This is a genomic window from Streptomyces sp. NPDC049813 (assembly GCF_044465085.1).
Taxonomy (GTDB): Bacteria; Actinomycetota; Actinomycetes; order Streptomycetales; family Streptomycetaceae; genus Streptomyces.
This window is the reverse complement of the sequence record NZ_JBITLI010000012.1, coordinates 145,520-169,834: the sequence shown is the minus strand read 5'-3', so window position 1 is coordinate 169,834 and position 24,315 is coordinate 145,520. Positions and strand designations below refer to the sequence as shown.

The 24,315-nt window shown below is 72.0% G+C and carries 22 protein-coding genes; 9 read left to right on the top strand and 13 right to left on the bottom strand.

Annotated features, from left to right (window positions below):
* Positions 1-160: 160 nt before the first annotated feature.
* The gene (locus ACIBW6_RS24155) at positions 161-562 is read left to right on the top strand and encodes a hypothetical protein (RefSeq protein WP_399062883.1); all 402 of its coding nucleotides are present in this window, start codon (positions 161-163) and stop codon (positions 560-562) included.
* Positions 563-649: 87 nt separating this feature from the next.
* On the opposite strand, the gene ACIBW6_RS24150 is transcribed toward ACIBW6_RS24155, so the two are convergent.
* From ACIBW6_RS24150 to coxB, 4 genes are all read right to left on the bottom strand, one after another.
* A complete protein-coding gene (locus ACIBW6_RS24150; protein WP_399062881.1) occupies positions 650-1,909 on the bottom strand; it encodes an Ig-like domain-containing protein in 1,260 nt (419 codons plus the stop codon).
* 139 nt (positions 1,910-2,048) lie between these two features.
* Entirely contained in the window at positions 2,049-2,447 is a 399-nt protein-coding gene (locus ACIBW6_RS24145; RefSeq protein ID WP_356495588.1) for a cytochrome c oxidase subunit 4, read from the bottom strand.
* The gene (gene ctaD, locus ACIBW6_RS24140) at positions 2,444-4,180 is read right to left on the bottom strand and encodes a cytochrome c oxidase subunit I (protein ID WP_399062878.1); all 1,737 of its coding nucleotides are present in this window, start codon (positions 4,178-4,180) and stop codon (positions 2,444-2,446) included. The genes ACIBW6_RS24145 and ctaD overlap by 4 nt, the downstream gene beginning before the upstream one ends.
* Positions 4,177-5,136, bottom strand: a complete 960-nt coding sequence (coxB, locus tag ACIBW6_RS24135) for a cytochrome c oxidase subunit II (protein WP_399062876.1) — start codon at positions 5,134-5,136, stop codon at positions 4,177-4,179. Before coxB ends, ctaD begins: the two co-directional genes overlap by 4 nt.
* A gap of 319 nt (positions 5,137-5,455) precedes the next feature.
* On the opposite strand from coxB, the gene ACIBW6_RS24130 reads away from it, so the two are divergent.
* On the top strand, positions 5,456-6,835 hold the full coding sequence (locus ACIBW6_RS24130; protein WP_399062874.1) for a cysteine desulfurase/sulfurtransferase TusA family protein: 1,380 nt from the start codon (positions 5,456-5,458) through the stop codon (positions 6,833-6,835).
* A 126-nt stretch (positions 6,836-6,961) separates the two neighbouring features.
* Here the strand turns inward: ACIBW6_RS24130 and ACIBW6_RS24125 are convergent, their stop codons facing one another.
* Positions 6,962-7,936 (bottom strand): carbohydrate kinase family protein, encoded by a 975-nt coding sequence (locus ACIBW6_RS24125; RefSeq protein ID WP_399062873.1) that lies wholly within the window; start codon positions 7,934-7,936, stop codon positions 6,962-6,964.
* A gap of 143 nt (positions 7,937-8,079) precedes the next feature.
* Between ACIBW6_RS24125 and ACIBW6_RS24120 the strand changes: the two genes are divergently transcribed.
* On the top strand, positions 8,080-8,298 hold the full coding sequence (locus tag ACIBW6_RS24120; RefSeq protein ID WP_399062871.1) for a hypothetical protein: 219 nt from the start codon (positions 8,080-8,082) through the stop codon (positions 8,296-8,298).
* Positions 8,299-8,406: 108 nt separating this feature from the next.
* Positions 8,407-9,936, top strand: a complete 1,530-nt coding sequence (locus tag ACIBW6_RS24115) for a hypothetical protein (RefSeq protein WP_399062868.1) — start codon at positions 8,407-8,409, stop codon at positions 9,934-9,936.
* 73 nt (positions 9,937-10,009) lie between these two features.
* Here ACIBW6_RS24115 and ACIBW6_RS24110 read toward each other — a convergent pair whose 3' ends face one another.
* Positions 10,010-10,366, bottom strand: coding sequence for an iron-sulfur cluster assembly accessory protein (locus tag ACIBW6_RS24110; RefSeq protein WP_356491442.1), 357 nt, complete (start codon positions 10,364-10,366; stop codon positions 10,010-10,012).
* Between the two features lie 257 nt (positions 10,367-10,623).
* Between ACIBW6_RS24110 and nadA the strand changes: the two genes are divergently transcribed.
* A complete protein-coding gene (gene nadA, locus ACIBW6_RS24105) occupies positions 10,624-11,820 on the top strand; it encodes a quinolinate synthase NadA (RefSeq protein ID WP_399062866.1) in 1,197 nt (398 codons plus the stop codon).
* Positions 11,821-11,975: 155 nt separating this feature from the next.
* On the opposite strand, the gene ACIBW6_RS24100 is transcribed toward nadA, so the two are convergent.
* From ACIBW6_RS24100 to ACIBW6_RS24080, 5 genes are all read right to left on the bottom strand, one after another.
* Positions 11,976-15,113, bottom strand: a complete 3,138-nt coding sequence (locus tag ACIBW6_RS24100) for an efflux RND transporter permease subunit (protein ID WP_399062864.1) — start codon at positions 15,111-15,113, stop codon at positions 11,976-11,978.
* A 161-nt stretch (positions 15,114-15,274) separates the two neighbouring features.
* On the bottom strand, positions 15,275-15,991 hold the full coding sequence (locus ACIBW6_RS24095; protein ID WP_399062861.1) for a response regulator: 717 nt from the start codon (positions 15,989-15,991) through the stop codon (positions 15,275-15,277).
* Entirely contained in the window at positions 15,988-17,214 is a 1,227-nt protein-coding gene (locus tag ACIBW6_RS24090; RefSeq protein ID WP_399062859.1) for a sensor histidine kinase, read from the bottom strand. The genes ACIBW6_RS24095 and ACIBW6_RS24090 overlap by 4 nt, the downstream gene beginning before the upstream one ends.
* A 33-nt stretch (positions 17,215-17,247) precedes the next feature.
* Positions 17,248-17,526: a hypothetical protein gene (locus tag ACIBW6_RS24085; RefSeq protein WP_399062857.1), complete on the bottom strand. Its 279-nt coding sequence runs from the start codon at positions 17,524-17,526 to the stop codon at positions 17,248-17,250.
* 42 nt (positions 17,527-17,568) lie between these two features.
* A complete protein-coding gene (locus ACIBW6_RS24080; RefSeq protein WP_399062855.1) occupies positions 17,569-18,366 on the bottom strand; it encodes a PspA/IM30 family protein in 798 nt (265 codons plus the stop codon).
* A 231-nt stretch (positions 18,367-18,597) separates the two neighbouring features.
* On the opposite strand from ACIBW6_RS24080, the gene ACIBW6_RS24075 reads away from it, so the two are divergent.
* The 3 genes from ACIBW6_RS24075 to ACIBW6_RS24065 all read left to right on the top strand — a co-directional run bounded on the left by ACIBW6_RS24075 (position 18,598) and on the right by ACIBW6_RS24065 (position 21,176).
* Entirely contained in the window at positions 18,598-19,227 is a 630-nt protein-coding gene (locus tag ACIBW6_RS24075) for a DUF3043 domain-containing protein (RefSeq protein ID WP_399063110.1), read from the top strand.
* Positions 19,228-19,310: 83 nt separating this feature from the next.
* A complete protein-coding gene (locus ACIBW6_RS24070) occupies positions 19,311-20,018 on the top strand; it encodes a class I SAM-dependent methyltransferase (RefSeq protein WP_399063107.1) in 708 nt (235 codons plus the stop codon).
* Between the two features lie 57 nt (positions 20,019-20,075).
* Positions 20,076-21,176, top strand: a complete 1,101-nt coding sequence (locus ACIBW6_RS24065) for a S1C family serine protease (protein WP_399062853.1) — start codon at positions 20,076-20,078, stop codon at positions 21,174-21,176.
* 303 nt (positions 21,177-21,479) lie between these two features.
* Here ACIBW6_RS24065 and ACIBW6_RS24060 read toward each other — a convergent pair whose 3' ends face one another.
* Complete coding sequence (locus ACIBW6_RS24060; protein ID WP_399062851.1) at positions 21,480-21,707, bottom strand: hypothetical protein; 228 nt, start codon at positions 21,705-21,707, stop codon at positions 21,480-21,482.
* A gap of 92 nt (positions 21,708-21,799) precedes the next feature.
* Between ACIBW6_RS24060 and ACIBW6_RS24055 the strand changes: the two genes are divergently transcribed.
* Entirely contained in the window at positions 21,800-23,005 is a 1,206-nt protein-coding gene (locus ACIBW6_RS24055) for a bifunctional adenosylcobinamide kinase/adenosylcobinamide-phosphate guanylyltransferase (protein WP_399062849.1), read from the top strand.
* 172 nt (positions 23,006-23,177) lie between these two features.
* Here the strand turns inward: ACIBW6_RS24055 and ACIBW6_RS24050 are convergent, their stop codons facing one another.
* Positions 23,178-24,248, bottom strand: a complete 1,071-nt coding sequence (locus ACIBW6_RS24050; RefSeq protein ID WP_399062847.1) for a class I SAM-dependent methyltransferase — start codon at positions 24,246-24,248, stop codon at positions 23,178-23,180.
* Between the last annotated feature and the right edge of the window lie 67 nt (positions 24,249-24,315).

Here is a 24,315-nt window from a genome sequence, read left to right as displayed (position 1 = left end):
CACTCCGGGGGGTGCCGTTCGGAGTGTCTGGGGGGTGTGTCCAGCCCATATGGCCCATCGGAGGGCTGTGCGAACCGGTGTTGACGGGGTGTCGGGAGGAGTAGGCTCCGCGCCGAGGACACCGCAAGACGCCCCAGACTGACAACGCCCCGGAGGAACGATGCAGTCGACCGCGACGGTTCTGGTCTACAGCGACGACGCCAGCACGCGGGAGCAGGTCCGCCTGGCGACCGGCCGCAGGCCCGCGTCGGACGCGCCCGAGGTCCGGTTCCTGGAGTGCGCGACCCTGCCCGCGGTCCTCACGGAGCTGGACCGCGGCGGCATCGACGTCGTCGTCCTGGACGGCGAGGCGGTCCCCGCGGGCGGCATGGGCGTGTGCCGGCAGATCAAGGACGAGGTCTTCCGCTGCCCGCCGGTGCTGCTGCTGATCGGCCGCCCCCAGGACGCCTGGCTGGCCACCTGGAGCCGCGCGGACGCGGCGGTGACGCTGCCGGTCGACCCGGTCGACTTCCCGGCCGCGCTGGCCTCCCTGCTCCGCTCCCGGCAGACCGTCGGCGCCTGACCGCGGGGCATCCGCCCGGCGACTCCCGGACGCCGCCGGCGCCCGGGAGTCGGAAGTCTCACATCCGGCAGAACCGGGCCCGGGGGCTCAGACCTCCGGGCTCAGCCGCGCCCGGGTGACCGGGTCGGGCGTGCCGGTGGCGGTGGCGGACAGGGCGCTGCCCTCGCCCCACTTCTTCCAGCTGACGTTCCAGTCGCCGAACCCGTTGCCGAACGGGTCCATCTCGGCGCCGGAGCTGTTGATCACCTTGACGATGTCGCCCTCGCGCACGGTCTTGAAGAACCAGGCGGCGTTGCCGGTGCTCATGCCGGTGCAGCCGTGGCTGACGTTGGCGTACCCCTGGGAGCCGGTCGACCAGGGCGCGGCGTGCACGTACTCGCCGCTCCAGGTGACGCGGGTCGCGTAGTACACCGGCAGGTCGTAGGAGTCGGACGAGCCCGCGGCGATGCCGATGCTCGTCCCGCGCATACGTACGTAGTACTCCTTGCCCAGCACGACCTTGACGCCGTTGCGGGTGTCGAAGCCCGGCTTGCCGGTGGTGACCGGGATCGTGTTGATGGCGCTGCCGTTGCGGTAGACCGTCATGGAGTGCGAACCGGCGTCGGTGATCGCCTCGATGCGGTCGCCCGTGGTGAGCGTCAGCGGCTTGCTCTCGCCGCCCCAGAGCCCATCGCCGACCTTGAGGCCCTGGAGGCTGCTGCGGGCCGTGATGGTGGCGTGGGCGGGCCAGTACTCCTTCGGGCGGTAGTGCAGCGTCTTGCTGTCCACCCAGTACCAGGAGCCCTCCTCCGCGGCCGGCTCGGAGGTCACCTTCAGGGACCGCTCCACGATCGCGCGGGCCTTCGCGTCCTTGACCGGCTTGTTCAGCTCGGCCGTGATGGGCTGGCCGACGCCGTACGTACCGTGCTCGGGGCCGAAGGTGGCCTTGAGAGCCTTCTCCTTGCCGGGGTCGCCGGTCTCGAAGGTGAGGACCTTGCGGCCCGGGGCGCCGTCCTCGTCCATGGTGCTGACCCGGACGGTGTACTGGGCGTCGGCGGCCAGCGGGGAGGTGGTGTGCCACCTGCGGCCGTCGGCGGAGAGTTCGCCCGCGACGTAGCGGCCGAGGGCGTCCGTGGCGGTGACGTCGGTGATGCGCCCCTCGTCGCCCTGGGCGCCGACCTCCAGGGGCTTGTCCGGGTCCGCCTTCTTCCCGCCCACGGGCCCGCTGAAGGAGATCTGGCTCGCCGCGTCGTAGGGCTTGGCGGAGAGCGGGTGGCCGGAGCTGCCGCAGGCCGTGAGGCCCGCACCGAGTGCGGCCACCAGCAGGCTGCAGCCCAGAACCGTACGGATGCGCGGAGAGTGGTCCATGAGCACACCGTAAGAAGGTTCGCCGCGGCCGGCGCGGTGAGATGAGCCGGTCGGGGCACGGCCGACACGCCGAAGGGCCCGGACGCTCCCTCAGGAGTGTCCGGGCCCTTCGCGCGCGTGCGGTCAGAACCGGGAGGTGCTACTGGTTCTGGTTCTCACCGCGGTAGTACTCGAAGACCCAGCCCCACAGGCCGAACATGATCACGGGGGCGGAGAAGTACAGCAGCCACCAGCCGAAGACGACGCCCAGGAAGGCGAGCGCGCCACCGACGGCCAGGGAGAGCGGCTGCCAGGAGTGCGGGCTGAAGAAGCCCACCTCACCGGCGTCGTCCGCGACGTCGGCTTCCTTGTTGTCCTGCGCACCGGTGTCGACCCGCCGGGCCGTGAAGGCCAGGTAGTAGCCGATCATGATGCACAGGCCGAACGCCAGGAAGAGCGCCGTCGTACCGGCCGGCTCCTTCGACCACACGCCGTAGACACCGGCCATGATCAGGACGAAGAGGCTCAGCCAGATGAACATCTTGCCTTGGACCTTCACTTGCCGGCCTCCTTGCTGCCAGCCAGCGCCTTGTCACCATGGCCGGAGTTCTCCAGCTGGTCCAAGGCCGCGATCTCAGGGTGATGCAGGTCGAACGCCGGCGATTCCGAGCGGATGCGCGGCAGGGTGAGGAAGTTGTGCCGCGGCGGCGGGCAGGACGTCGCCCATTCGAGCGAACGGCCGTAGCCCCACGGGTCGTCGACCTCGATCTTCTTGCCGTACTTGGCGGTCTTCCAGACGTTGTAGAAGAACGGCAGGATCGACAGGCCGAGCACGAACGAGGAGATCGTCGAGACCGTGTTCAGGGCGGTGAAGCCGTCGACCGCGAGGTAGTCCGCGTACCGGCGCGGCATGCCCTCGACGCCCAGCCAGTGCTGCACGAGGAACGTGCCGTGGAAGCCGCAGAACAGCGTCCAGAAGGTGATCTTGCCGAGCCGCTCGTCGAGCATCTTGCCGGTGAACTTCGGCCACCAGAAGTGGAAGCCGGAGAACATCGCGAAGACGACGGTGCCGAACACCACGTAGTGGAAGTGCGCCACCACGAAGTACGAGTCCGAGATGTGGAAGTCCAGCGGCGGGGCCGCCAGGATCACGCCGGTCAGACCACCGAAGGTGAAGGTGATCAGGAAGCCGATCGCCCAGAGCATCGGTGTCTCGAAGGACAGTGAGCCCTTCCACATCGTTCCGATCCAGTTGAAGAACTTCACGCCTGTCGGTACGGCGATCAGGAAGGTCATGAAGGAGAAGAACGGGAGCAGCACGCCGCCGGTGACGTACATGTGGTGCGCCCACACGGTCACGGAGAGACCGGCGATGGCGATCGTCGCGCCGATGAGGCCCGAGTAGCCGAACATCGGCTTTCTCGAGAACACCGGGATCACTTCGGAAATGATGCCGAAGAAGGGCAAGGCGATGATGTACACCTCTGGATGGCCGAAGAACCAGAAGAGGTGTTGCCAGAGCAACGCGCCGCCGTTCGCGGCATCGAACACATGCGCCCCGAACTTGCGGTCCGCCTCCAGGGCGAACAGCGCGGCGGCGAGCACCGGGAAGGCCAGCAGCACCAGCACACCGGTGAGCAGCACGTTCCACACGAAGATCGGCATGCGGAACATCGTCATGCCGGGCGCGCGCATGCAGATGATCGTGGTGATGAAGTTGACCGAGCCGAGGATCGTGCCGAAGCCGGAGAAGGCCAGACCCATGATCCACATGTCGGCGCCGATGCCCGGCGAGCGGACGGCGTCCGAGAGCGGGCTGTAGGCGAACCAGCCGAAGTCGGCCGCGCCCTGCGGGGTGAGGAAGCCGGCGACCGCGATCAGCGAGCCGAACAGGTACAGCCAGTAGGCGAACATGTTCAGCCGCGGGAACGCGACGTCGGGGGCGCCGATCTGCAGCGGCATGATCCAGTTCGCGAAGCCCGCGAACAGTGGCGTCGCGAACATCAGCAGCATGATCGTGCCGTGCATCGTGAACGCCTGGTTGAACTGCTCGTTCGACATGATCTGCGTACCGGGACGGGCCAGCTCGGCGCGCATGAAGAGCGCGAGCAGACCGCCGATGCAGAAGAACGCGAACGACGTGACCAGGTACAGCGTGCCGATCGTCTTGTGGTCGGTGGTGGTCAGCCACTTGATCACGGTCGCGCCGGGGCTCTTCGGCCGCACGGGCAGCTCGTCCTCGAACGAGTTGTCAGCTGCGGCGGCACCCTGGGGTTCGTTGAGGATGCTCACAGGTTGTTCGTCTCCCGGTTCTTCTCGTGTTCCGTCTGGGCGATGCCAGCCGGGACGTAACCGGTCTGCCCCTTCTTGGCAAGGTCCTTGAGGTGCTGCTCGTAGCGCTCAGGAGAGACGACCTTCACGTTGAAGAGCATCCGGGAGTGGTCGACGCCGCACAGCTCGGCGCACTTGCCCAGGAAGGTCCCCTCCTTGTTGGGGGTCACCTCGAACGAGTTGGTGTGGCCCGGGATGACGTCCTGCTTCATGAGGAACGGCACCACCCAGAAGGAGTGGATGACGTCCCGCGAAGTGAGGACGAAGCGGACCTTCTCGCCCTTGGGGAGCCAGAGGGTCGGGCCGGGGTTGCCGGTCTGCGGGTTCCGCGTGCCGGGGGTACCCACCTCGTAGACGCCGCCGGCGTTGGCCGGGAAGTCGTCCTTGAAGCGCTGCGGGATCGCGGAGAGCTCCTTGGAGGTCTTGGCGTCACCCTTGACACCGGGCACGTCCTCGACGTAGTTGAAGCCCCAGCTCCACTGGTAGCCGACCACGTTGACGGTGTGCGCCGGCTTGTCGTCGAGCTTGAGCAGCTTCGACTCGTCGCGCGCGGTGAAGTAGAAGAGGACCGACACGATGATCAGAGGAACGACCGTGTAGAGGGCCTCGAGCGGCATGTTGTACCGCGTCTGCGTCGGAACCTCGATCTTGGTGCGGCTACGCCGGTGGAAGATGACACTCCACAGGATCAGCCCCCACACCAGCACGCCCGTGGCGAGCGCTGCCGCCCACGAGCCCTGCCAGAGGGAGAGGATCCGTGGGCCCTCTTCCGTCACCGGAGTGGGCATACCAAGACGGGGGAAGTCCTTGTATGTGCAACCGGTAGCGGTTACCAGGATCAGGCCCGCAGTCAGCACCTGCGGCAGCTTCCGCCGCATCGGGCGCCGCGACGAGCGGTCGGAGCCGTTGGGACTCACGTAGCGCCTTCCCGAGAGTCTCGCCCGCGCTGGTTGGCTACGGCCGTCTCGCTGGTCGCTCGCCGCCCTGGCACACGGGCAGGGGTTTGGATGTTTATGCGGACCAAACCCTACTGGACGCTATTTGGGGTCGCGCGGGGAGGGTGCCTAACGCGCCGCGGGTCACTCCGAAGGGTGGGATCGGGGCCTGTTGGGGGTTTCTGACGGGGGGTCCGGGCGCCGTTCGGGGCGGGTCGGCCGACTGGTCGGCGACCGCGGGTTCGCAGTGGTTGCTCGCGCAGTTCCCCGCGCCCCTTCGGGGGCGCTTTAACTTTGGGGGGTGGGTTACTTCGATGTTGCTTCGTCCGCTCCCCTGCACCCCGTTGCTCGGCAGGCGCTTCAGGCGTCCCTCGATGAGGGGTGGGCCGATCCGTCCCGGTTGTACCGGGAAGGACGAAAGGCGCGGCTTCTCCTTGACGCCGCGCGCGAGGCGGCCGCCGAGGCGGTGGGGTGCCGGCCGGACGAGCTGGTCTTCACCTCCTCGGGAACGCGCGCCGTGCACGAGGGGATCGCCGGGGTGCTCGCGGGCCGTCGGCGTGTCGGGCGGCACCTCGTGGTCTCCGCGGTGGAGCACTCGGCGGTCCTCCATTCGGCGGCGGCCCATGAGCGCGGCGGCGGCACGGTGACCGAGGTGGGTGTCGGGCGGGAGGGCGCGGTCTCCCCCGACGGCTACGCCGCTGCCCTGCGGCCCGACACCGCCCTGGCCTGCCTGCAGTCGGCCAACCACGAGGTGGGCACGGTCCAGCCCGTGGCGGAGGTGGCCGAGGCGTGCCGGGCGGCGGACGTGCCGCTGCTGGTGGACGCGGCGCAGTCGCTCGCCTGGGGGCCGGTGGCGCGGGGCTGGTCGGTGCTGGCCGGCAGCGCCCACAAGTGGGGCGGTCCGGCCGGGGTCGGGGTGCTGGCCGTGCGCAAGGGAGTGCGGTTCGCTCCGCAAGGGCCCGCGGACGAGCGGGAGTCCGGGCGCGCCGCGGGGTTCGAGAACATCCCGGCCGTGGTGGCCGCCGCCGCCTCGCTGCGGGCGGTACGGGCCGAGGCCGCCGGGGAGGCGGCGCGGCTGCGGGAGCTCACGGACCGGATGCGGGCGCGGGTGCCCGCGCTCGTACCGGACGTGGAGGTCGTCGGGGACCCGGTGCGGCGGCTGCCGCACCTGCTGACGTTCTCGTGTCTCTATGTCGACGGGGAGACGGTCCTGCACGAGCTGGACCGGGCCGGTTTCTCCGTCTCCTCCGGCTCGTCGTGCACCAGCAGCACGCTGACGCCGAGCCATGTGCTGCGCGCGATGGGCGTGGTGAGCGAGGGCAACGTACGGGTGTCGCTGCCGCTCGGGGTGGCGGAGGCGGAGGTCGAGCGGTTCCTGGAGGTGCTGCCCGGCGTCGTGCGCGGGGTGCGGGAGAGACTCGGGGCGCCCGTGGCCGGCGGGAGCGGGGACGCGGAGGCCGTCACCGTCGACGCGGTCGGCATGACCTGCCCGCAGCCGGTCATCGAGCTGGCCCGGGCGATCGGCCGGGTCCGGGCCGGGGGCACGGTGACTGTCGTCGCCGATGACGAGGTCGCCGCCGTCGACATCCCGGCGTGGTGTTTTACGCAGGGCCACGAGTACGTGGGGGCCGCGCCCGGGCCTGACGGGGCCGTCGCTTATGAGGTACGGAGGGGCGCATAGGGGGCGCGGGGAACTGCGCGCTCGGCCACGACGGATGCCGCGGACGCGTCTGCTCGGTGCATGAGCAGACGCGTCCGCGGCCGTTCGTCGGCTGGTCGCGCAGTTCCCCGCGCCCCTGAGCGGCGTCTAGCTCAGGTAGGACTCGACCTCGGCCGCGGCCTCGTCACCGTAGGCCTTGCGGAACCGGTCCATGAAGGGGGCGCGAGCCAGGGCGTACTCCTGCGTGCCCAGGGTCTCGATGACCAGCGTGGCGAGCATGCAGCCGACCTGCGCCGCACGCTCCAGGGAGGCCCCCCAGACCAGCCCCGAGAGGAACCCCGCCCGGAACGCGTCGCCGACGCCCGTCGGGTCGATCTTGGCCTTCTCCTCGGGGCAGCCCACCTCGATGGGGTCCTCGCCGACCCGCTCGATGCGCACGCCCCGCGCGCCGAGGGTGGTGACGCGGTGGCCGACCCGGCCGAGGATCTCCGCCTCGGTCCAGCCGGTCTTCGACTCGATGAGGCCCTTCTCGTACTCGTTCGAGAAGAGGTAGGTGGCGCCGTCCAGCAGGAGGCGGATCTCCTCGCCGTCCATGCGCGCGATCTGCTGCGAGAAGTCGGCCGCGAAGGGGATCTGGCGGGAGCGGCACTCCTCGGTGTGGCGCATCATCCCTTCCGGGTCGTCCGCGCCGATGAGCACCAGGTCGAGGCCGCCCACCCGGTCGGCGACGGTCTTCAGCTCGATGAGGCGGGCCTCGCTCATGGCGCCCGTGTAGAAGGAGCCGATCTGGTTGTGGTCGGCGTCCGTGGTGCAGACGAAGCGGGCCGTGTGCAGGGTCTCGGAGATGCGGACCGAGTCGGTGTCCACGCCGTGCCGCTCCAGCCAGGCGCGGTACTCGTCGAAGTCGGAGCCGGCCGCGCCCACGAGGATCGGGGCCGTGCCGAGCTGTCCCATACCGAAGGCGATGTTGGCGCCGACACCGCCCCGGCGCACGTCGAGGTTGTCGACGAGGAAGGAGAGGGAGACCGTGTGCAGCTGGTCGGCGACGAGTTGGTCGGCGAAGCGGCCGGGGAAGGTCATCAGGTGGTCGGTGGCGATGGATCCGGTGACTGCGATTCGCACGGCGAGGTCACGCTTCCTGCGGGGAAAGGGGTTGACAGTCCACGCTATCCGGTCAGGTGCCCCGCCCTGAAGAGCGCCGAAGTGCGGAAACTACCCGATAGTAGGGCTTTTTTCCGGGGAGCAGGCGTGCCTACGGTGCGGACATGACGTACGACGTGTCCTTCATGACGCAGGACGGGCTCGCCGCGCTGCGCGGCGACTGCGCGCGGATGGTGCCGCACTGGGTGCTGCCGCGTGCCCCGTGGGAGACCGACCGGGTGGCGGCCGCACCGGCCGCGGAAGGCGTGGCCGGTATACACGGGGTCGTCGTGCCCGCCGCCTCCGCCCGTCTCATCGACGCCATGGCGGACTTCGGCGACTGACGGCGCACGGAAGGGAACCGCGCGCTCCCCTGTCACGTCCCACCTCCGTCCCCGGCGCACGCGCCGGGGGGCACGGGACATGTATGTGGCGGCTGAAGGAGCGATGCGGTGAGCACGGAGGAGCGGACGCAGGATCGGCACTCGCGGCGGCGCACGCTGGCCGTCGCCTCGGTCGCGGCGGCTGTGCTGCTCGCCGGTGGCGGCGGGGCCTACCTGGCGACGAGCGCGTCCGGGGGCGGCGAGGACCGCACCGGCGCGGGAGCGGGAGGCGGCGGCACTCCCCCGCCGCTCGCCCTGGACGGCTACGCGCAGGGCGGCAGCCCCGGCGCCCCGAACGGGATCGCGCCGGGCGAGCCGGACCCGAACGGCACGCGGTACCGGGCGACCGGCACGCTGCCGCAGGGCCCCGGTGAGGCCCCGGTCTACCGGGCCGCGGGCACGGTGACCGCCGCCGAGGTGGCCGCTCTCGCCGAGGCCCTCGACGTGCCCGGCACTCCGCGCCTGGTCGACGACGCCTGGCGGCTCGGCCCGGCCGCGGACGGGTCCGGGCCCTCGCTCCAGGTCGGCCGGCAGGCGCCGGGGACCTGGACGTACGCGCGGTACGCGCCGTCGCAGGGCCAGAAGTGCGCGGGCGTCGCGAAGTGCCCGGACCCGGCGGGCGGCGGGAGCGAGCATGACGCGGTGAGCGCGGCCGCGGCGGAGAAGAGCGCCGCGCCGGTCCTCAGGGCCCTCGGCCAGGGCGACGCGGCACTGGACGCGACCCAACTGATGGGCGCCACCCGGGTGGTGAACGCCGATCCGAGGGTGGGCGGCCTGCCGACGTACGGCTGGTCGACCGGGATCCAGGTGGGCGCGGACGGCCAGGTGACCGGCGGCAGCGGGCAGTTGAAGGCGCCGGTGAAGGGCGCCACGTATCCGACGGTGGGGGCGAAGGAGACGATCGAGCGGCTGAACGGCGCGGCGGCCGGTGACCGCGGGGCCGCGGTGGGCGGCTGCGCGAGCGCGGTGCCGCTGGACGGGAGCACGGCCGACTCCGGGCAGGGCGCCGGCTGCACGCCGTCGTCACCGCGGCCGCCGGCGTCCACGACGGTCTCCGTCACCGGGGCGACGTTCGGGCTCGCCGCGCACGTCGTCGGGGGGCGGCAGGCGCTGGTGCCGTCGTGGCTGTTCCGGGTGGCGCCGGCCGGGGACGGCAAGGAGTTCACCGTGACGCATCCGGCGGTGGAGCCGGAGTTCCTGGTGGCGCCCGGCAGTTCGGCGTCCCCGCCGGCATCCTCCTCGGCGTCCGCTTCGGCGTCGGCTTCGGAGCCGGGGAAGGGTGAGCGCGGGGCGGAGACGGGTGACGTGCGGGTCCAGGGGTACGGCGCCGAGGGGCGGACCCTGACGCTGCACTTCACCGGGGGCGTCTGCGCGACGTACGCGGCGAAGGCGCAGGAGTCCGGCGGGAAGGTGACGGTGCGGGTGACGTCCACGCAGGACAGGGGCAGCATCTGCGTCAAGATGGCGAAGTTCTACACGCTGCCGGTGACGCTCGACGCGCCCCTGGACGGGCGGAAGGTCGTAGGCACGGACGGCTCCACGGTGGCGCCCGCGCAGAAGAACGGCCCGGGCGGGGCCGCTCCGGCGCCGCGCGGCTGACCGCGCGCACCCGGCCCGTACACGGCGAAGGGCGGTCACCCCGACCGGGGTGACCGCCCTTCGCCGCGCTTGCTCAGCTGAACGAGTCGCCGCAGGCGCAGGAGCCCGTGGCGTTCGGGTTGTCGATCGTGAAGCCCTGCTTCTCGATGGTGTCGACGAAGTCGACGGAGGCGCCGCCCAGGTAGGGGGCGGACATGCGGTCGGTCACGACCTTGACGCCACCGAAGTCCTTGACGACGTCACCGTCGAGCGAGCGCTCGTCGAAGAAGAGCTGGTAGCGCAGGCCGGAGCAGCCGCCGGGCTGGACGGCGACCCGCAGAGCCAGGTCCTCGCGGCCTTCCTGCTCGAGCAGAGCCTTGACCTTGGCCGCGGCGGCGTCGCTCAGGATGATGCCGTCGCTGACGGTGGTGGTCTCGTCCGATACGGACATCTACATCTCTCCCGGGTTGTACGGAGACTGCTTGCCGACCATTGCAACCGGCAAAGACCCGGATCCATTCCGGATCGTCGGGGCGTTTCGCGCTTCTCTTTCATGCTCGCACACCCCGGCCCGGGCGGGCACGGGACGGCCGGGGCGGATTGCGTCACATCGACGACATCGGCATCGTCAAACTGACGTGAAGCGGTTATGATAGATAACGTCATTTCGACGAAAAGTCGGTCTGCAGACAAGAAAGGGTGCGTGACGTGACCACGGCCCAGACCCCCCAGGCAGTCGTTGACCTGGACGTTTCGCCTACGCCGCTGGCGCTGCTGCTGCTCGGCCGCGAGGCCGACGCCGCGAGCGAGCGCGGCGTCGACTGCCCCGGCGACCTGCCCTCGCCCTCCGACCCGGACCTGGTGGAGCGGGCCCGCGCGGCCAAGGAGAAGCTCGGCGACAAGGTGTTCGTGCTCGGACACCACTACCAGCGCGACGAGGTCATCCAGTTCGCGGACGTCACCGGCGACTCCTTCAAGCTGGCGCGGGACGCGGCGGCGCGGCCCGAGGCCGAGTACATCGTCTTCTGCGGCGTGCACTTCATGGCCGAGTCCGCCGACATCCTGACCGGGGACGAGCAGAAGGTCGTGCTGCCGGACCTCGCCGCGGGGTGCTCGATGGCCGACATGGCCACCGCCGAGCAGGTCGCCGAGTGCTGGGACGTGCTGACCGAGGCCGGGATCGCCGGGCAGGTGGTCCCCGTCTCGTACATGAACTCCTCGGCCGACATCAAGGCCTTCACCGGCAAGCACGGCGGCACGATCTGTACGTCGTCGAACGCCGAGCGCGCGCTGAACTGGGCGTTCGAGCAGGGCGAGAAGGTGCTCTTCCTGCCCGACCAGCACCTGGGGCGCAACACCGCGGTGCGCGACCTCGGCATGTCGCCGGCGGACTGCGTCGTCTACAACCCGCACAAGCCCGGCGGCGGTCTCACCGCGGAGCAGCTGCGCGACGCGAGGATGATCCTGTGGCGCGGGCACTGCTCGGTGCACGGGCGGTTCTCGCTGGAGTCGGTGAACGACGTGCGGGCCCGCATACCGGGGGTGAACGTGCTGGTGCACCCGGAGTGCAAGCACGAGGTCGTCGCTGCGGCGGACCAGGTCGGGTCCACGGAGTACATCATCAAGGCGCTGGAGGCCGCGCCCGCCGGTTCCAAGTGGGCCATCGGCACCGAACTGAACCTCGTCCGGCGGCTCGCCGACCGGTTCGCTCCCGAGGGCAAGGAGATCGTCTTCCTCGACAAGACGGTCTGCTTCTGCTCGACCATGAACCGGATCGACCTGCCGCACCTCGTGTGGACGCTGGAGTCCCTCGCGGAGGGGCGGCTCGTCAACCGCATCGAGGTCGACCGCGAGACGGAGCGGTTTGCCAAGGTGGCGCTTGAGCGGATGCTGGCGCTCCCGTAACGGTCCAGCGGGGCCGGGGCCGTACCCCGCCGGGGGCGCGGGGAACTGCGCGCTCAGCCGACGAAAGCCGCAGTCGCGTCTGCTCATGTACCGAGCAGACGCGACTGCGGCTTCGTCGTGGCTGGGCGCGCAGTTCCCCGCGCCCCTGGGCGGGGTCAGACCGAAGCTCGCTCCGGTTCTGCCGGGTCCGACTGGGCCGGGATGCCCGCCTTGCGCTCGCGCTTGGCGGCGCGCTTGGCGGCCCGCCGCTCCTTGCGGAGCTCCAGCATCGCGTAGAGCGTCGGCACCAGCAGCAGCGTGAGCAGCGTCGACGTGATCAGACCGCCGATCACGACCACCGCGAGCGGCTGCGCGATGAAGCCGCCCTCGCCGGTGACGCCGAGCGCCATCGGGAGCAGAGCGAAGATCGTGGCCAGGGCCGTCATGAGGATCGGGCGCAGCCGGTGCCGGCCACCCTCGACCACGGCCTCGACCACGCCGTACCCCTGGGCGCGGTACTGGTTGATCAGGTCGATCAGGACGATCGCGTTGGTCACGACGATGCCGATGAGCATCAGCATGCCGATCATCGCGGGGACGCCCATCGCGGTGCCGGTCACCACGAGCAGGCCGATGGCGCCGGTGGCCGCGAACGGGATGGAGACCAGCAGGATCAGCGGCTGGGCCAGCGAGCGGAACGTCGCCACCAGGAGCATGAAGACGATCGCGATCGCCGCGAGCATCGCCAGGCCGAGGTTCTTGAACGCGTCGTCCTGGTCGGAGGTGACGCCGCCGATCGTGGCCGTGGCGCCCGTCGGCAGCTTCAGCTTGTCGATCTTCGACTGGAGGTCGGTGCTGACCGCACCCGTGTTGTCGCCGGTCGGCCGGGCCGTGATGGTGGCCGCGCGGGCGCCGTCGATCCGGGTCATGGAGACCGGTCCGTCGGCGAGGCGCACGGTGGCGATGTCACCGAGCTTCGTGCCGCCCGGTCCCAGCGGCAGCTTCTTCAGCTCGTCCATCGTCGTGGCGGGCTTCGCGGAGGTGACGACGATGTCCCGCTCGGTGTCGTCGAGGGTCGCCTTGCCGCTGGTGGTGCCGCGCACCGCCTGGGCGACGGCGGCGCCCAGCGTCGTGTCATTGAACCCGGCGGCCGCCGCCTCGGCGTTGGCGCGCACCGAGATCCTCGGCACCGACTGCGACAGGTCGCTGGTGACGTCCGTGACGTCGTCGACCGAGGCGACGGTCTTGCGGACCTGCTCGGCGGCCTTGTCGAGCACCGCGCCGTCCGCGGCCTTGACGACCACGCTGACGTCCTGGCTGCCGAAGCCGTCCCCGGCCGAGATCGTCGTCGTACCGGCCCCGGACAGCTTGCCGAGCTCGCGCTCGATGCGGTCCTGCGTGGCCTCGTACTCCGCCTTGTCCTTCAGCGTCACCTGGTACGAGGCCTGGTTGGTGTCGGTGCCGCCGCCGAAGGCCGCCATGAAGCCGGACGAGCCGATGGTGACCTGGTAGTCCTTGATCGCGTCGATGCCCTGGAGCACCTTCTCGACCTGGCGTGCGGCGGCGTCGGTCGCGGCCAGGCTGGTGCCGGGCTTCAACTCCTGCTTGATGGAGAGGACTTCCTGCTCGCCCTGGTCGAAGAAGTTGGTCTTGAGCAGCGGCGCCATGCCGAAGGTGCCGACGAGGACGACCACCGCGATGGCCAGGCTCGTCAGGCGGCGGCGCGTCGCGAAGCGCAGCACCGGGACGTAGACCCGCTGGAGCCGGGAGCGGGCCTCCTTCTCCTCGGCCTTGCGGCGGGCCTCCTCCGGGTCGATGCCCTGGATCGCCCTGGGGGCGCGCAGGAACCAGTACGAGAGGACCGGGACGACGGTGAGCGAGACGAGCAGCGAGGCGAGCAGCGCGGCCGTCACGGTGATCGAGAACGAGCCGAACAGCTCGCCCACCATGCCGCCGACCAGGCCGATCGGCAGGAAGACCGCCACGGTGGTGAGGGTGGAGGAGGTGACCGCGCCCGCGACCTCGCGGACCGCCTTGAGGATCGCCTCGTGGCGCTCCTCGCCGTAGCCGAGGTGGCGTTTGATGTTCTCCAGGACGACGATCGAGTCGTCGACGACGCGGCCGATCGCGATGGTCAGCGCGCCGAGCGTGAGCATGTTCAGGGAGAGGTCGCCGATCCACAGGACGATCAGCGCGAGGACCACGGAGAGCGGGATGGAGACCGCGGTGACGAGGGTCGAGCGCAGCGACGCCAGGAAGACCAGGATCACGATGACCGCGAAGAGCAGGCCGAGCGCGCCCTCCGTGGTCAGGCCCGAGATGGACTTCGACACGGCCGGGCCCTGGTCGCTGACGACGGTCAGCTTCGCGCCGGCGCCGAGGTCCTGGCGCAGGTCGTCCAGCTTGTCCTCGACCGCCTTGGAGATGGTGACCGCGGAGCCGTCGTGGTCCATGGTGACGGTGACGGCGAGGCTGGGCCGGCCGTCGGTGCGGGTCAGGGAGTCGGCGGCGGAGGGCCGCTGCCGGACGGAGGCGATGTCCCCGAGGCGGACCGGCTTCTTGCCGCCCTGACCGGTGACCATCAGGTCCTCGATCTGCCGCAGCGAGGTGAAGCCGCCGCCGACCTGGACCGTACGGTTCTTGCCGTCCTCGGCGAAGGAGCCCGCGGGCACGGTTGCGCCGCCGGCCTGGAGGGCCTGGCTCAGCATCTGGACGCCGACGCCGGCCGCGGCCATCTTCTTGTCGTCCGGGGTGACGTCGACCTGGAGGTCGCGGACGCCGTCCACGTTGACCTGGCCGACGCCCTCGATGTCCTTCAGCGCCGGGACGACGGTCGCGTCGAGCTGGTCGGCGAGGGCCTGCTGGTCCTTGTCGGAGGTGACGGCGAGCACGACGGTCGGGATGTCGTCCGTGGAGCCCGCGATGACCTGCGGGTCGACGGAGTCGGGGAGCTGGGCGCGGGCCCGGTTGACGGCCTGCTGGACGTCGGCGACGAGCTGCTTGGAGTCGCTGCCGCTGCCGAAGTCGAACTGGGCCATCACCACCGCGTTGCCCTCGGAGGCCGTGGAGGTGACGCCGGTGATCCCGTCGACCGCGTCGATGGAGCTCTCCAGCGGCTCGACGACCTGCTTCTCCACCACGTCGGGCGACGCGCCCTGGTACGGGGCCAGGACGGAGACCATGGGCAGTTCGATGGTGGGCAGCAGCTGCTGCTTGAGCTGGGGGATCGCGAGGGCGCCGAAGGCGATCGCGATGATGGACACCAGCCCGATCAGGGCGCGTTGAGCGAGGCTGAATCTCGACAGCCAGGACATGAGCGGGGGTACTCCAGGGGCGTGAGCGGTGATGACGGCCCTGACGCGGACATGCGCAGGGGCCCGCCTACACCCTCAGCCACCGCGACCGCCGGATTCGTCGCTCCCAGGTCCCGTTCTTGAGCGGCGCCTACTGCGGGCGGAGTACGCGGGCGCGTGATTCAGTCCACCCTCGGACGGACCAGGCCCGATTCGTAGGCAATCACCACGAGTTGTGCCCGGTCGCGGGCGCCGAGCTTGGCCATGGCGCGGTTCACGTGGGTCTTGACGGTGAGCGGGCTGACCTCCAGGCGCTCGGCGATCTCGTCGTTCGACAGCCCGCCCGCGACCTGGACCAGGACCTCGCGCTCGCGCCCGGTGAGCGCGGCCAGCCGCTCCGCGTGGCCGCCGCCGGTGCCCGCCGCCGCGTCCGAACCGTCGCCCTGCGCCAGGAACTTGGCGATCAGGCCCTTGGTCGCGGCGGGCGAGAGCAGGGCGTCGCCCGCGGCCGCGACGCGCACGGCGCCGAGCAGCTCCTCGGGTTCGGCGCCCTTGCCGAGGAAGCCGGAGGCGCCTGCCCGCAGCGACTGCACGACGTACTCGTCGACCTCGAACGTCGTCAGCATCACGACGCGTACGTGGGCCAGTTCGGGGTCGGCGCTGATCTCCCGGGTCGCGGCGAGGCCGTCGGTGCCGGGCATCCGGATGTCCATCAGGACGACGTCGGGCCGCTCGGCGCGGGCGAGGCGGACCGCCTCCGCGCCGTCGGAGGCCTCCCCCACCACGTGCATGTCGGACTCGGAGTCCACCAGCACCCGGAAGGCGCTGCGCAGCAGGGCCTGGTCGTCGGCGAGGAGCACCCTGATGGTGCCGCTGGTGCCGTGCGTACCGCTCGTCATGGCGTGGCGTCCCCTGCTGTGGTGGTCCGGGCGTCGACCGGAAGGATCGCATGGACGCGGAAGCCGCCGCCGTAGCGCGGTCCCGCGGTGAGGGTGCCGCCGAGCGCGCTGACGCGTTCGCGCATGCCGAGCAGGCCGTGGCCGCCGTTGGCGTCCGGGTGACCGGCGGCGGGGGCCTCCGCGGGCCCGTCGTCCAGGACGGAGATCTCCACGTCGTGCCCGACGCGCACCACGCTGACCTCGGCCTTCGCGTCAGGACCCGCGTGTTTGCGGACGTTCGTGAGTGCCTCCTGCACCACCCGGAAGGCGGCCAGGTCGACGGCGGCGGGCAGGGCCGCGGCCGCCTCCCCGCGGGCCACCTCGACGGGCAGGCCCGCGTGCCGGAAGGTGGCGACGAGGTCGTCGAGCCGGTCGAGTCCGGGCGCCGGCTCGGTCGGCGCCTCCGGGTCGCCGCTCTGCCGCAACAGGCCGACGGTGGCGCGCAGTTCGTTGAGGGCGGAGCGGCTGGCCTCGCGGACGTGGGCGAGGGCCTCCTTCGCTTGGTCGGGCCGCTTGTCCATGACGTGGGCGGCGACCCCGGCCTGCACGTTGACGAGCGCGATGTGGTGGGCGACGACGTCGTGCAGATCGCGGGCGATGCGCAGCCTCTCCTCCGCCACCCGCCGCCTGGCCTCCTCCTCCCGGGTGCGCTCGGCCCGCTCGGCGCGCTCCCGGATGGCTTGCACGAAGGCGCGCCGGGAGCGGACGGCGTCCCCGGCCGCGGCGGCCATCCCGGTCCAGGCGAAGATGCCGAGGTTCTCCTGCGCGTACCAGGGCAGCGGGCCGACGAGCATGGCGATGCCGGTGAGCACGGCCATGGTGGCCAGGCCCACGCGCCAGGTGGTGGGCCGGTCGGTGCGGGCGGCGACCGTGAAGAGGGCGACGACCGCGGACATCACGACGGGGGCGCGGGGTTCGCCGGTGACCAGCTCCACGACGGAGACGGCCGCGGTGGCGCCCAGCACGTACATGGGGGCCTTGCGCCGGAAGACCAGGGCGAGGGCGCCGAGCACCATGAGCAGGAAGCTGAGGCCGCCGGGGGTGCGGGCGCCCCAGACGTAGGCGCCCTCGGGGCCGTGCGGGTCGACGAAGGAGCCCGCGATCATGGCGATGAGGACGCCGAGCGCGACGAGGGCGTCCAGGGCCAGGGGGTGGTTCCTGGCCCACCGTACGAGGGGGGTCACCGGGGTCACGGTAGCCGCCCGCCGCGCCGCTGGTCAGCCCGGGATCAGACCGTCGTCGCTGAGCATGGAGCGGACCTCGTCGAGGGTCGCGTCCGGCCCGGGCAGGATCAGCTCCGAGGGCTCCAGGGCGGAGTCCGGGAGCGGCTCGCCGAGCCGGCGCACGGCTTCCAGGAGCGCGGTGAGCGTGCGGCGGAAGCCCGCCTGGTCGCCGCTCTCCATCTCCCGGAGCAGTTCGTCGTCCAGCTCGTTGAGCTCGGCGAAGTGGCTGTCGGCCAGTCTGACCTGGCCCTCCCCCATGATCCGTACGATCATGACGCCCTCCTCGGGGCTGTCACGGCCCGGTCGAGGCCTGTGCTACTGCTTGTCGAAGCGCGGCGTGTCCTGCGGCTGCTGCGCCTGCCGGCCCTGCTCCGCGCCGCCCTCGATCGCCTGCTGGGACGAGGACGGGCCTCCGGCCAGCTCGGCCTTCATGCGCTGCAGCTCCAGCTCTACATCCGTACCACCGGAGAGGCGGTCCAGCTCGCTCTGGATGTCGTCCTTGGCGAGCCCGGAGGAGTCGTCGAGGGCGCCGGAGGCGAGCAGCTCGTCGATGGCGCCGGCCCGCGCCTGGAGCTGCGCCGTCTTGTCCTCGGCCCGCTGGATCGCCATGCCGACGTCGCCCATCTCCTCGGAGATGCCGGAGAACGCCTCGCCGATCCGGGTCTGGGCCTGCGCCGCCGTGTAGGTGGCCTTGATGGTCTCCTTCTTCGTACGGAAGGCGTCGACCTTGGCCTGGAGCCGCTGCGCCGCGAGGGTGAGCTTCTCCTCCTCGCCCTGGAGCGTCTGGTGCTGCGTCTCCAGGTCCGTGACCTGCTGCTGGAGCGCGGCCCTGCGGGAGAGCGCCTCGCGGGCCAGGTCCTCCCGGCCGAGCGCGAGCGCCTTGCGGCCCTGGTCCTCCAGCTTGGAGGACTGGCCCTGGAGCTGGTTGAGCTGCAGTTCCAGGCGCTTGCGGCTGGTCGCCACGTCGGCGACGCCGCGGCGCACCTTCTGCAACAGCTCCAGCTGCTTCTGGTACGAGTAATCGAGGGTCTCGCGCGGGTCCTCGGCCCGGTCCAGGGCCTTGTTCGCCTTCGCGCGGAAGATCATTCCCATACGCTTCATGACACCGCTCATGGGCTTCGCGCGCCCCCTTCTGACAGATCCGACCGGCCGTTCGAGCTCCAGCACTGCGACAGAATCCACAGTACGGGTCCTGCATCTATTACCGCACTGTTCAGGTGCGGATGCGCTCATCCCCAAGGACGACTGCGTCCCGGCCCGCTCCGGCGTGAGGAGTAGGTGGGCCCCTGTGTGCCTCTAGGGACGCCGGGCGTTGCCGGATCGTTCCCCACGGGCCACTGGTCCATGCACGGCCACCGCGTACCCTTGGCTTTTGTGTTCCGTAGCCGATCCCAGGACGACAAGGCCTCCGCCGCCAAGGCCCCGGTGACCTCCTCGTCCACGCAGACCCGAGACCCGCAGGCGCCCAAGGGCCGCCCCACGCCCAAGCGCAGCGCGGCCCAGTCGCAGCGCCGCAGCGTGGCCAACACCAAGATGACGCCCAAGGAGGCCCGCGGGCGTCAGCGCGAGGAGCGCCGTACCGCGATGGAGCGCCAGCGTGCCGCGCTGGCCAACGGTGACGAGCGCTACCTGCCGGCCCGCGACAAGGGTCCCGTGCGCAAGTACGCGCGTGACTTCGTCGACTCGCGCTTCTGCATCGCCGAGTACTTCCTGCCGATGGCGGTGATCATCCTCGTCCTGAGCATGGTCCGGGTCGGCTCCCTGCAGAACATCGCGCTGCTGCTGTGGCTCTTCGTCATCGTCGCGATCGTGATCGACTCGGCCATCACGGGCTTCCGCCTGAAGAAGAAGCTGGCGGAGAAGTTCCCGGACGAGCGCCGCAAGGGCGCCGTGGCGTACGCGCTGATGCGCACGCTCCAGATGAAGCGGCTGCGGCTGCCCAAGCCCCAGGTCAAGCGCGGGGAGCGACCCTGAGCGCGGACGCGTTCGCCGGGGGCGCGCCGGACGCCTGGCTGGCGGGGCTGGGCGGCGTGCGCAATGTCGTACGGCAGGAGCTGGTGGCCCGGCAGCTCGACGAGCAGATAGCCGGCCGGTTCCCCGTCGGGCAGCGGCTGCGGGTGCTCGACGTGGGCATGGGCCAGGGCACGCAGGCGCTGCGTCTCGCCCGGGCCGGGCACAAGGTGACCGGCGTCGAGCAGGACCCCGGGATGATCGCCGTGGCGCAGCAGGCGCTGGCGGCGGAGCCCGAGGGGGTCCGCGAGCGGGTGCGGATCGTCGAGGGCGACGGCCACCAGACGGGCGTGCACTTCCTGCCGGGCAGCTTCGACGTCGTGCTCTGCCACGGCGTCCTGATGTACGTCGAGGACCCGGACCCGCTGCTCGCGGGCCTCGCGCGGATGCTGGCCCCCGGCGGCCTGCTCTCCTTGCTGGTACGGAACGCGGACGCGCTCGCCATGCGGCCCGGGCTCGCCGGTGACTGGGTCACCGCGCTCGGCGCCTTCGAGTCGACGTCGTACAGCAACCGCCTGGGCCTGGACGTGCGGGCCGACCGGCTCTCCACCCTGACGGCGACGCTCGCCGGGATCGGGGCGCCGCTGCACGCCTGGTACGGGGTGCGGGTCTTCACCGACCAGGCGAAGGACGGGGCCGAGCCGCCGGAGCGCGGGGAGTTGCAGACGCTGCTCGCCGCGGAGGAGCGGGCCGGGCGCACCGAGCCGTACCGGCGGATCGCGGCGCTGCTGCACCTGTGCGGGGTCCGCGGCTGACGCCTGTTCGGCCGCGCAGGGCGGGCGACCGCCCTGCGCGAACGTGACAATCCGGGCATGGATGCCTCTCGCGCGCGTGCGCCCCGTCCGTCCCGTGCCGTCCGCTCCCGTGCGCCGCGGGCCGCCCTGCCGCTGACCGGCGCGCTGTGCGCCGCGGCGCTCCTCTCCGGCTGCTCGGACCCTGGCGCGTCCGGTCCGCCGTCCGGCTCCACGACGCAGGCCGCGCCGGCGGCGGCCGACAGCCTCCAGGACGACTACCAGAAGGTGATCAAGGACGTCCTGCCCTCGGTCGTCCAGATCCAGGCCTCCTCCGACCTCGGCTCCGGCGTCGTCTACGACGACCAGGGCCACATCGTCACCAACGCGCACGTGGTGGGCGACGAGAAGAGCTTCAAGGTCACCACGGCCAACAGCACGGACGAGCTCACCGCGCGGCTCGTCTACGCCTACCCCGAGCAGGACCTCGCCGTCATCAAGCTGGACAAGCGGCCCGAGGGGCTGAAGGCCGCGCGCTTCGGCGACTCCGCGAAGGTGGCGGTCGGACAGATCACGCTGGCGATGGGCTCCCCGCTGGGGCTCTCCTCCAGCGTCACGCAGGGCATCGTCTCGGCGACCGGCCGGACCGTGAGCGAGGGCCGCTCCGGCGGCGGCACCGGGGCGACCATCGCCAACATGGTGCAGACGTCCGCCGCGATCAACCCGGGCAACAGCGGGGGCGCGCTGGTGAACCTGGACGGCGAGGTCATCGGCATCCCGACGCTCGCGGCGGTCGACCCGGGCCTGGGCAGCGGGTCGGCGCCCGGCATCGGGTTCGCGATCCCGGCGTCGATGGCCACGACCGTCGCCGACCAGGTGATCAAGGACGGCAAGGTGACGGACTCGGGCCGGGCGGCGCTCGGCATCACCGGGCGCTCGGTGCTCGACGACGGCTACCGCGCCGCCGGGGTCGCGGTGGTCTCCGTGACGGACGGCGGCGGGGCGGCGAAGGCCGGGATCGAGGCCGGGGACATCATCACCCGCTTCGACGGCCGGGACGTCGACACCATGCAGGCGCTGTCGGAGGCCCTGGCGGGCAAGAAGCCCGGCGACAAGGTCGCGGTGACGTACACCCGGGACGGTTCGCGGAAGACGGCGGACGTCACGCTCGGCGAGATCTGACCCGCCCGGGACGCGGCTGCGGCGAGGCCGTAAGCCTCGGGGGCCCGAGAACCCGCGCGGCCGGCCACGACGGGGCCCGCGCCGGGAACGGAAGGCGGGCGGGGCCGCGCCCGGAACGGGACGGGGGCGGGAGCGCACCCGGCACGGCACGCGGGCAGGACCGCACCCGGCACGGCACGCGGGCAGGACCGCACCCGGCACGGCACGCGGGCAGGACCGCACCCGGCACGGCACGCGGGCGGGACCGCACCCGGCACGGCACGCGGGCGGGGCCGGGCCCTCGCCCCGCCCCGCCCGCACCCGTCACTCCTGCGGAGCCGCCGCCTCCTCCGCGTGCAGGCTCATCGGGCCGTAGATCACCGTGGCGTCCTCGGAGAGGGTGACCTGGTCCGCCCCGCCCTCGGCCAGTTCCTTCCAGTACTCGCCGATCCACGACTCGGCGTCGCCCTGCGTCGTGAACTCCTCCGGCTGCACCGCCGGGGCCACCTCTGTCCCGTCGGACTTCTCGAACCGCCACGTCCATGCCGCCATGTCAGCCTCCCGGTACCGGATGTCCGATGTCTGGATTCCCCGGAAGCGTATCCGGGCGCGCGGCACGGACGGGGGCGCGGGAGGATCTTCCCGTGGAACTGACTCTGCTCGGCACCGGAGCCCCGGCGGGACTGCCCCGCCCCGACTGCCCCTGCGCGGCCTGCGCGACCGCGTCCGGCCCGGGCGCGCGCGCCGCGACGGCCCTGCTGGTCGACGGGGTGCTGCTGCTCGACCTGACGCCGGGCGCCGTCTTCGCCGCGGCCCGCGCGGGGCACAGTCTCGGCGGCGTACGGCAGGTGCTGCTCTCCCATCCGCACGACGGGCCCGCGGTGGAGGTGCCGGCCGGGCTGCCCCAGCCGGGGCGGGTGCCGGACGGGCGGGAGCTGGCGCTGCTCACCGGGCACCGGGTGCGGGCGCTGGCCCTGGACGCGCCGGGCACCGGGTACGAGGTGACCGGGCCGGAGGGCGGGCGGCTGCTCTACCTCCCGCCGCGCGCCGCGGCCGCGGGGCTCGACGCGGTGCGGACCCCCTACGAGATGGTGGTCCTGGACGTGGTCGGGCGGCCCGACGCGCTGGCGCGGCTGCGCGCCGCGGGCGCGGTCGGGCCGACCACCGACATCGTCGCCGTCCACCTGGACCACGACGTGCCGCCCGGCCCCGAGCTGGGGCGGCGGCTCGCGGCGGCGGGCGCCCGGGCGGTGCCGGACGGGACGACGCTGACCGTGGGGGCGTACGAGAGCGTGCCCGACGTGCCGCGCAGGACGCTGGTGCTCGGCGGGGCGCGGTCGGGCAAGTCGGTGGAGGCCGAGCGGCGCCTGGAGGCCTTCCCCGACGTGCTCTACGTCGCGACCGGCGGGACGCGCGGCGGGGACACCGAGTGGGCGCGGCGGGTCGCCTTGCACCGCGACCGGCGGCCCTCCTCGTGGCGGACCACGGAGAGCTGCGAGCTGCTTCCGCTGCTGGCCGACGCGGCGGACCCGGCGCCGCTCCTGGTGGACTGCCTGTCGCTGTGGCTGACGTACGCGATGGACGAGGTGGACGCCTGGTCCGACGCGGCGTGGGCGGACGGCGGCGAGAAGGCGCTGCGCGCGCGGGTCGCCGAACTGGTCGAGGGGGTGCGGCGGACCCGGCGCACCGTGGTCGCCGTCTCGAACGAGGTGGGCTCGGGGATCGTGCCCGCGACCGCGTCCGGGCGCCGCTACCGCGACGAACTGGGCCGGCTCAACGCGGCGTTCGCGGGCGAGTGCGAGCAGGTGCTGCTGGTCGTCGCCGGGCAGGCGCTCGTCCTGCGCGGCTGACGGAAGGCGCGGCTGACGGCGGGTGCGGCCCACGACAGCGGGTGCGGCCCACGACAGCGGGTGCGGCCCACGACAGCGGGTGCGAGCCGACGGCGGATGCGAGCCGACGGCGGATGCGAGCCGACGGCGGGTGCGAGCCGACGGCGGGTGCGGCTGACGGTGGCGGGAAGGGTCAGGCCGGGTCCGGGTTGCGGCGTGCGATGACCCGGTACGCGTTCGAGAAGCGGGTGCGGCTGACCAGCGGGGCGAGCAGCCGGTCGGCGGCGTAGCAGGCGACGAAGGCGGGGGCGGCGGCGTAGCTCAGCGCCCGGCGCAGGCCGCGCCGGGCGGCGCCGGGGGCCCTGGTGCGCCACGGGGTGTCGCGGTCGGGCAGGTAGCGGCTCAGGAGCAGGGCGCAGGCGGCCGACAGATCGAGCGGGACGTGCGGCTCGCGCCGGTCGACGGCGACGACCGTGAAGCCGAGCGCCGCCAGCTCGGTGCGGAGGTTGGCGAGCGGGATGAAGTGCAGGTGCTGCGGCTGGAAGTACGGCACCCACCACTTGCCGAGCAGCCTGGCGTAGCGGCTCTCCGGGTCGGGGACCTCGATCAGCAGGTGGCCGCCGGGGCGCAGGACGCGGTGGGCCGCTTTGAGTTCCTCGCGCGGGTCGAGGGAGTGTTCCAGGTGGTGGAACATGCTCATCGCGTCGTAGCGGCCGGCCAGCTCGGGGGCGAGGTCCGGGAGGAGACCGCGGTGGGCCTCCTCGATCCGGCCCCGCCTGCGGCCCTCCGCGACGCCGGAGCCCAGGTCGAGTCCGTCGAAGGCGGTGTACGGCAGGAGTTCCCTGGCGACGGCCGGGAAGTGGCCGCGGCCGGTGCCGACGTCCAGCCAGCTCTCCGGCTCGATGAAGCGGGCCAGGGCGCGCACGGCCCGCCGGTGGCGGGGGACGGAGCTGCGGGCGCCGAAGACCTTCTCGGCCTGTTCGGCGTGGAGGCCGTCGTAGAAGTCGCGGTAGTAGAAGTCGAGGCCCTCCCGGGTGAGGCGGGGGTTCTGGAAGGAGTGGCCGCAGGACCGGCACTGGTCGACCGTGAACGTGCCGGGCTTGTGCTGGAGCAGGTCGGTGGTGCGCAGCCGGGTGCGCAGCCGCGCCGAGCCGCACCAGGGGCAGTCGGTGCGGGGCGGCTCGTGGAAGCGTTCGGTGCCCTGGGCGAGTGCGGTGAGGTAGGCCGGGCGGCGGTCGGCCACGGCCTGGACTGAGGGGGACATTTCTGGGTCAACTCCTGGCGCCACCGTGGTACGACAATCCGATACAAACAAGAACGTAAGGGATCAT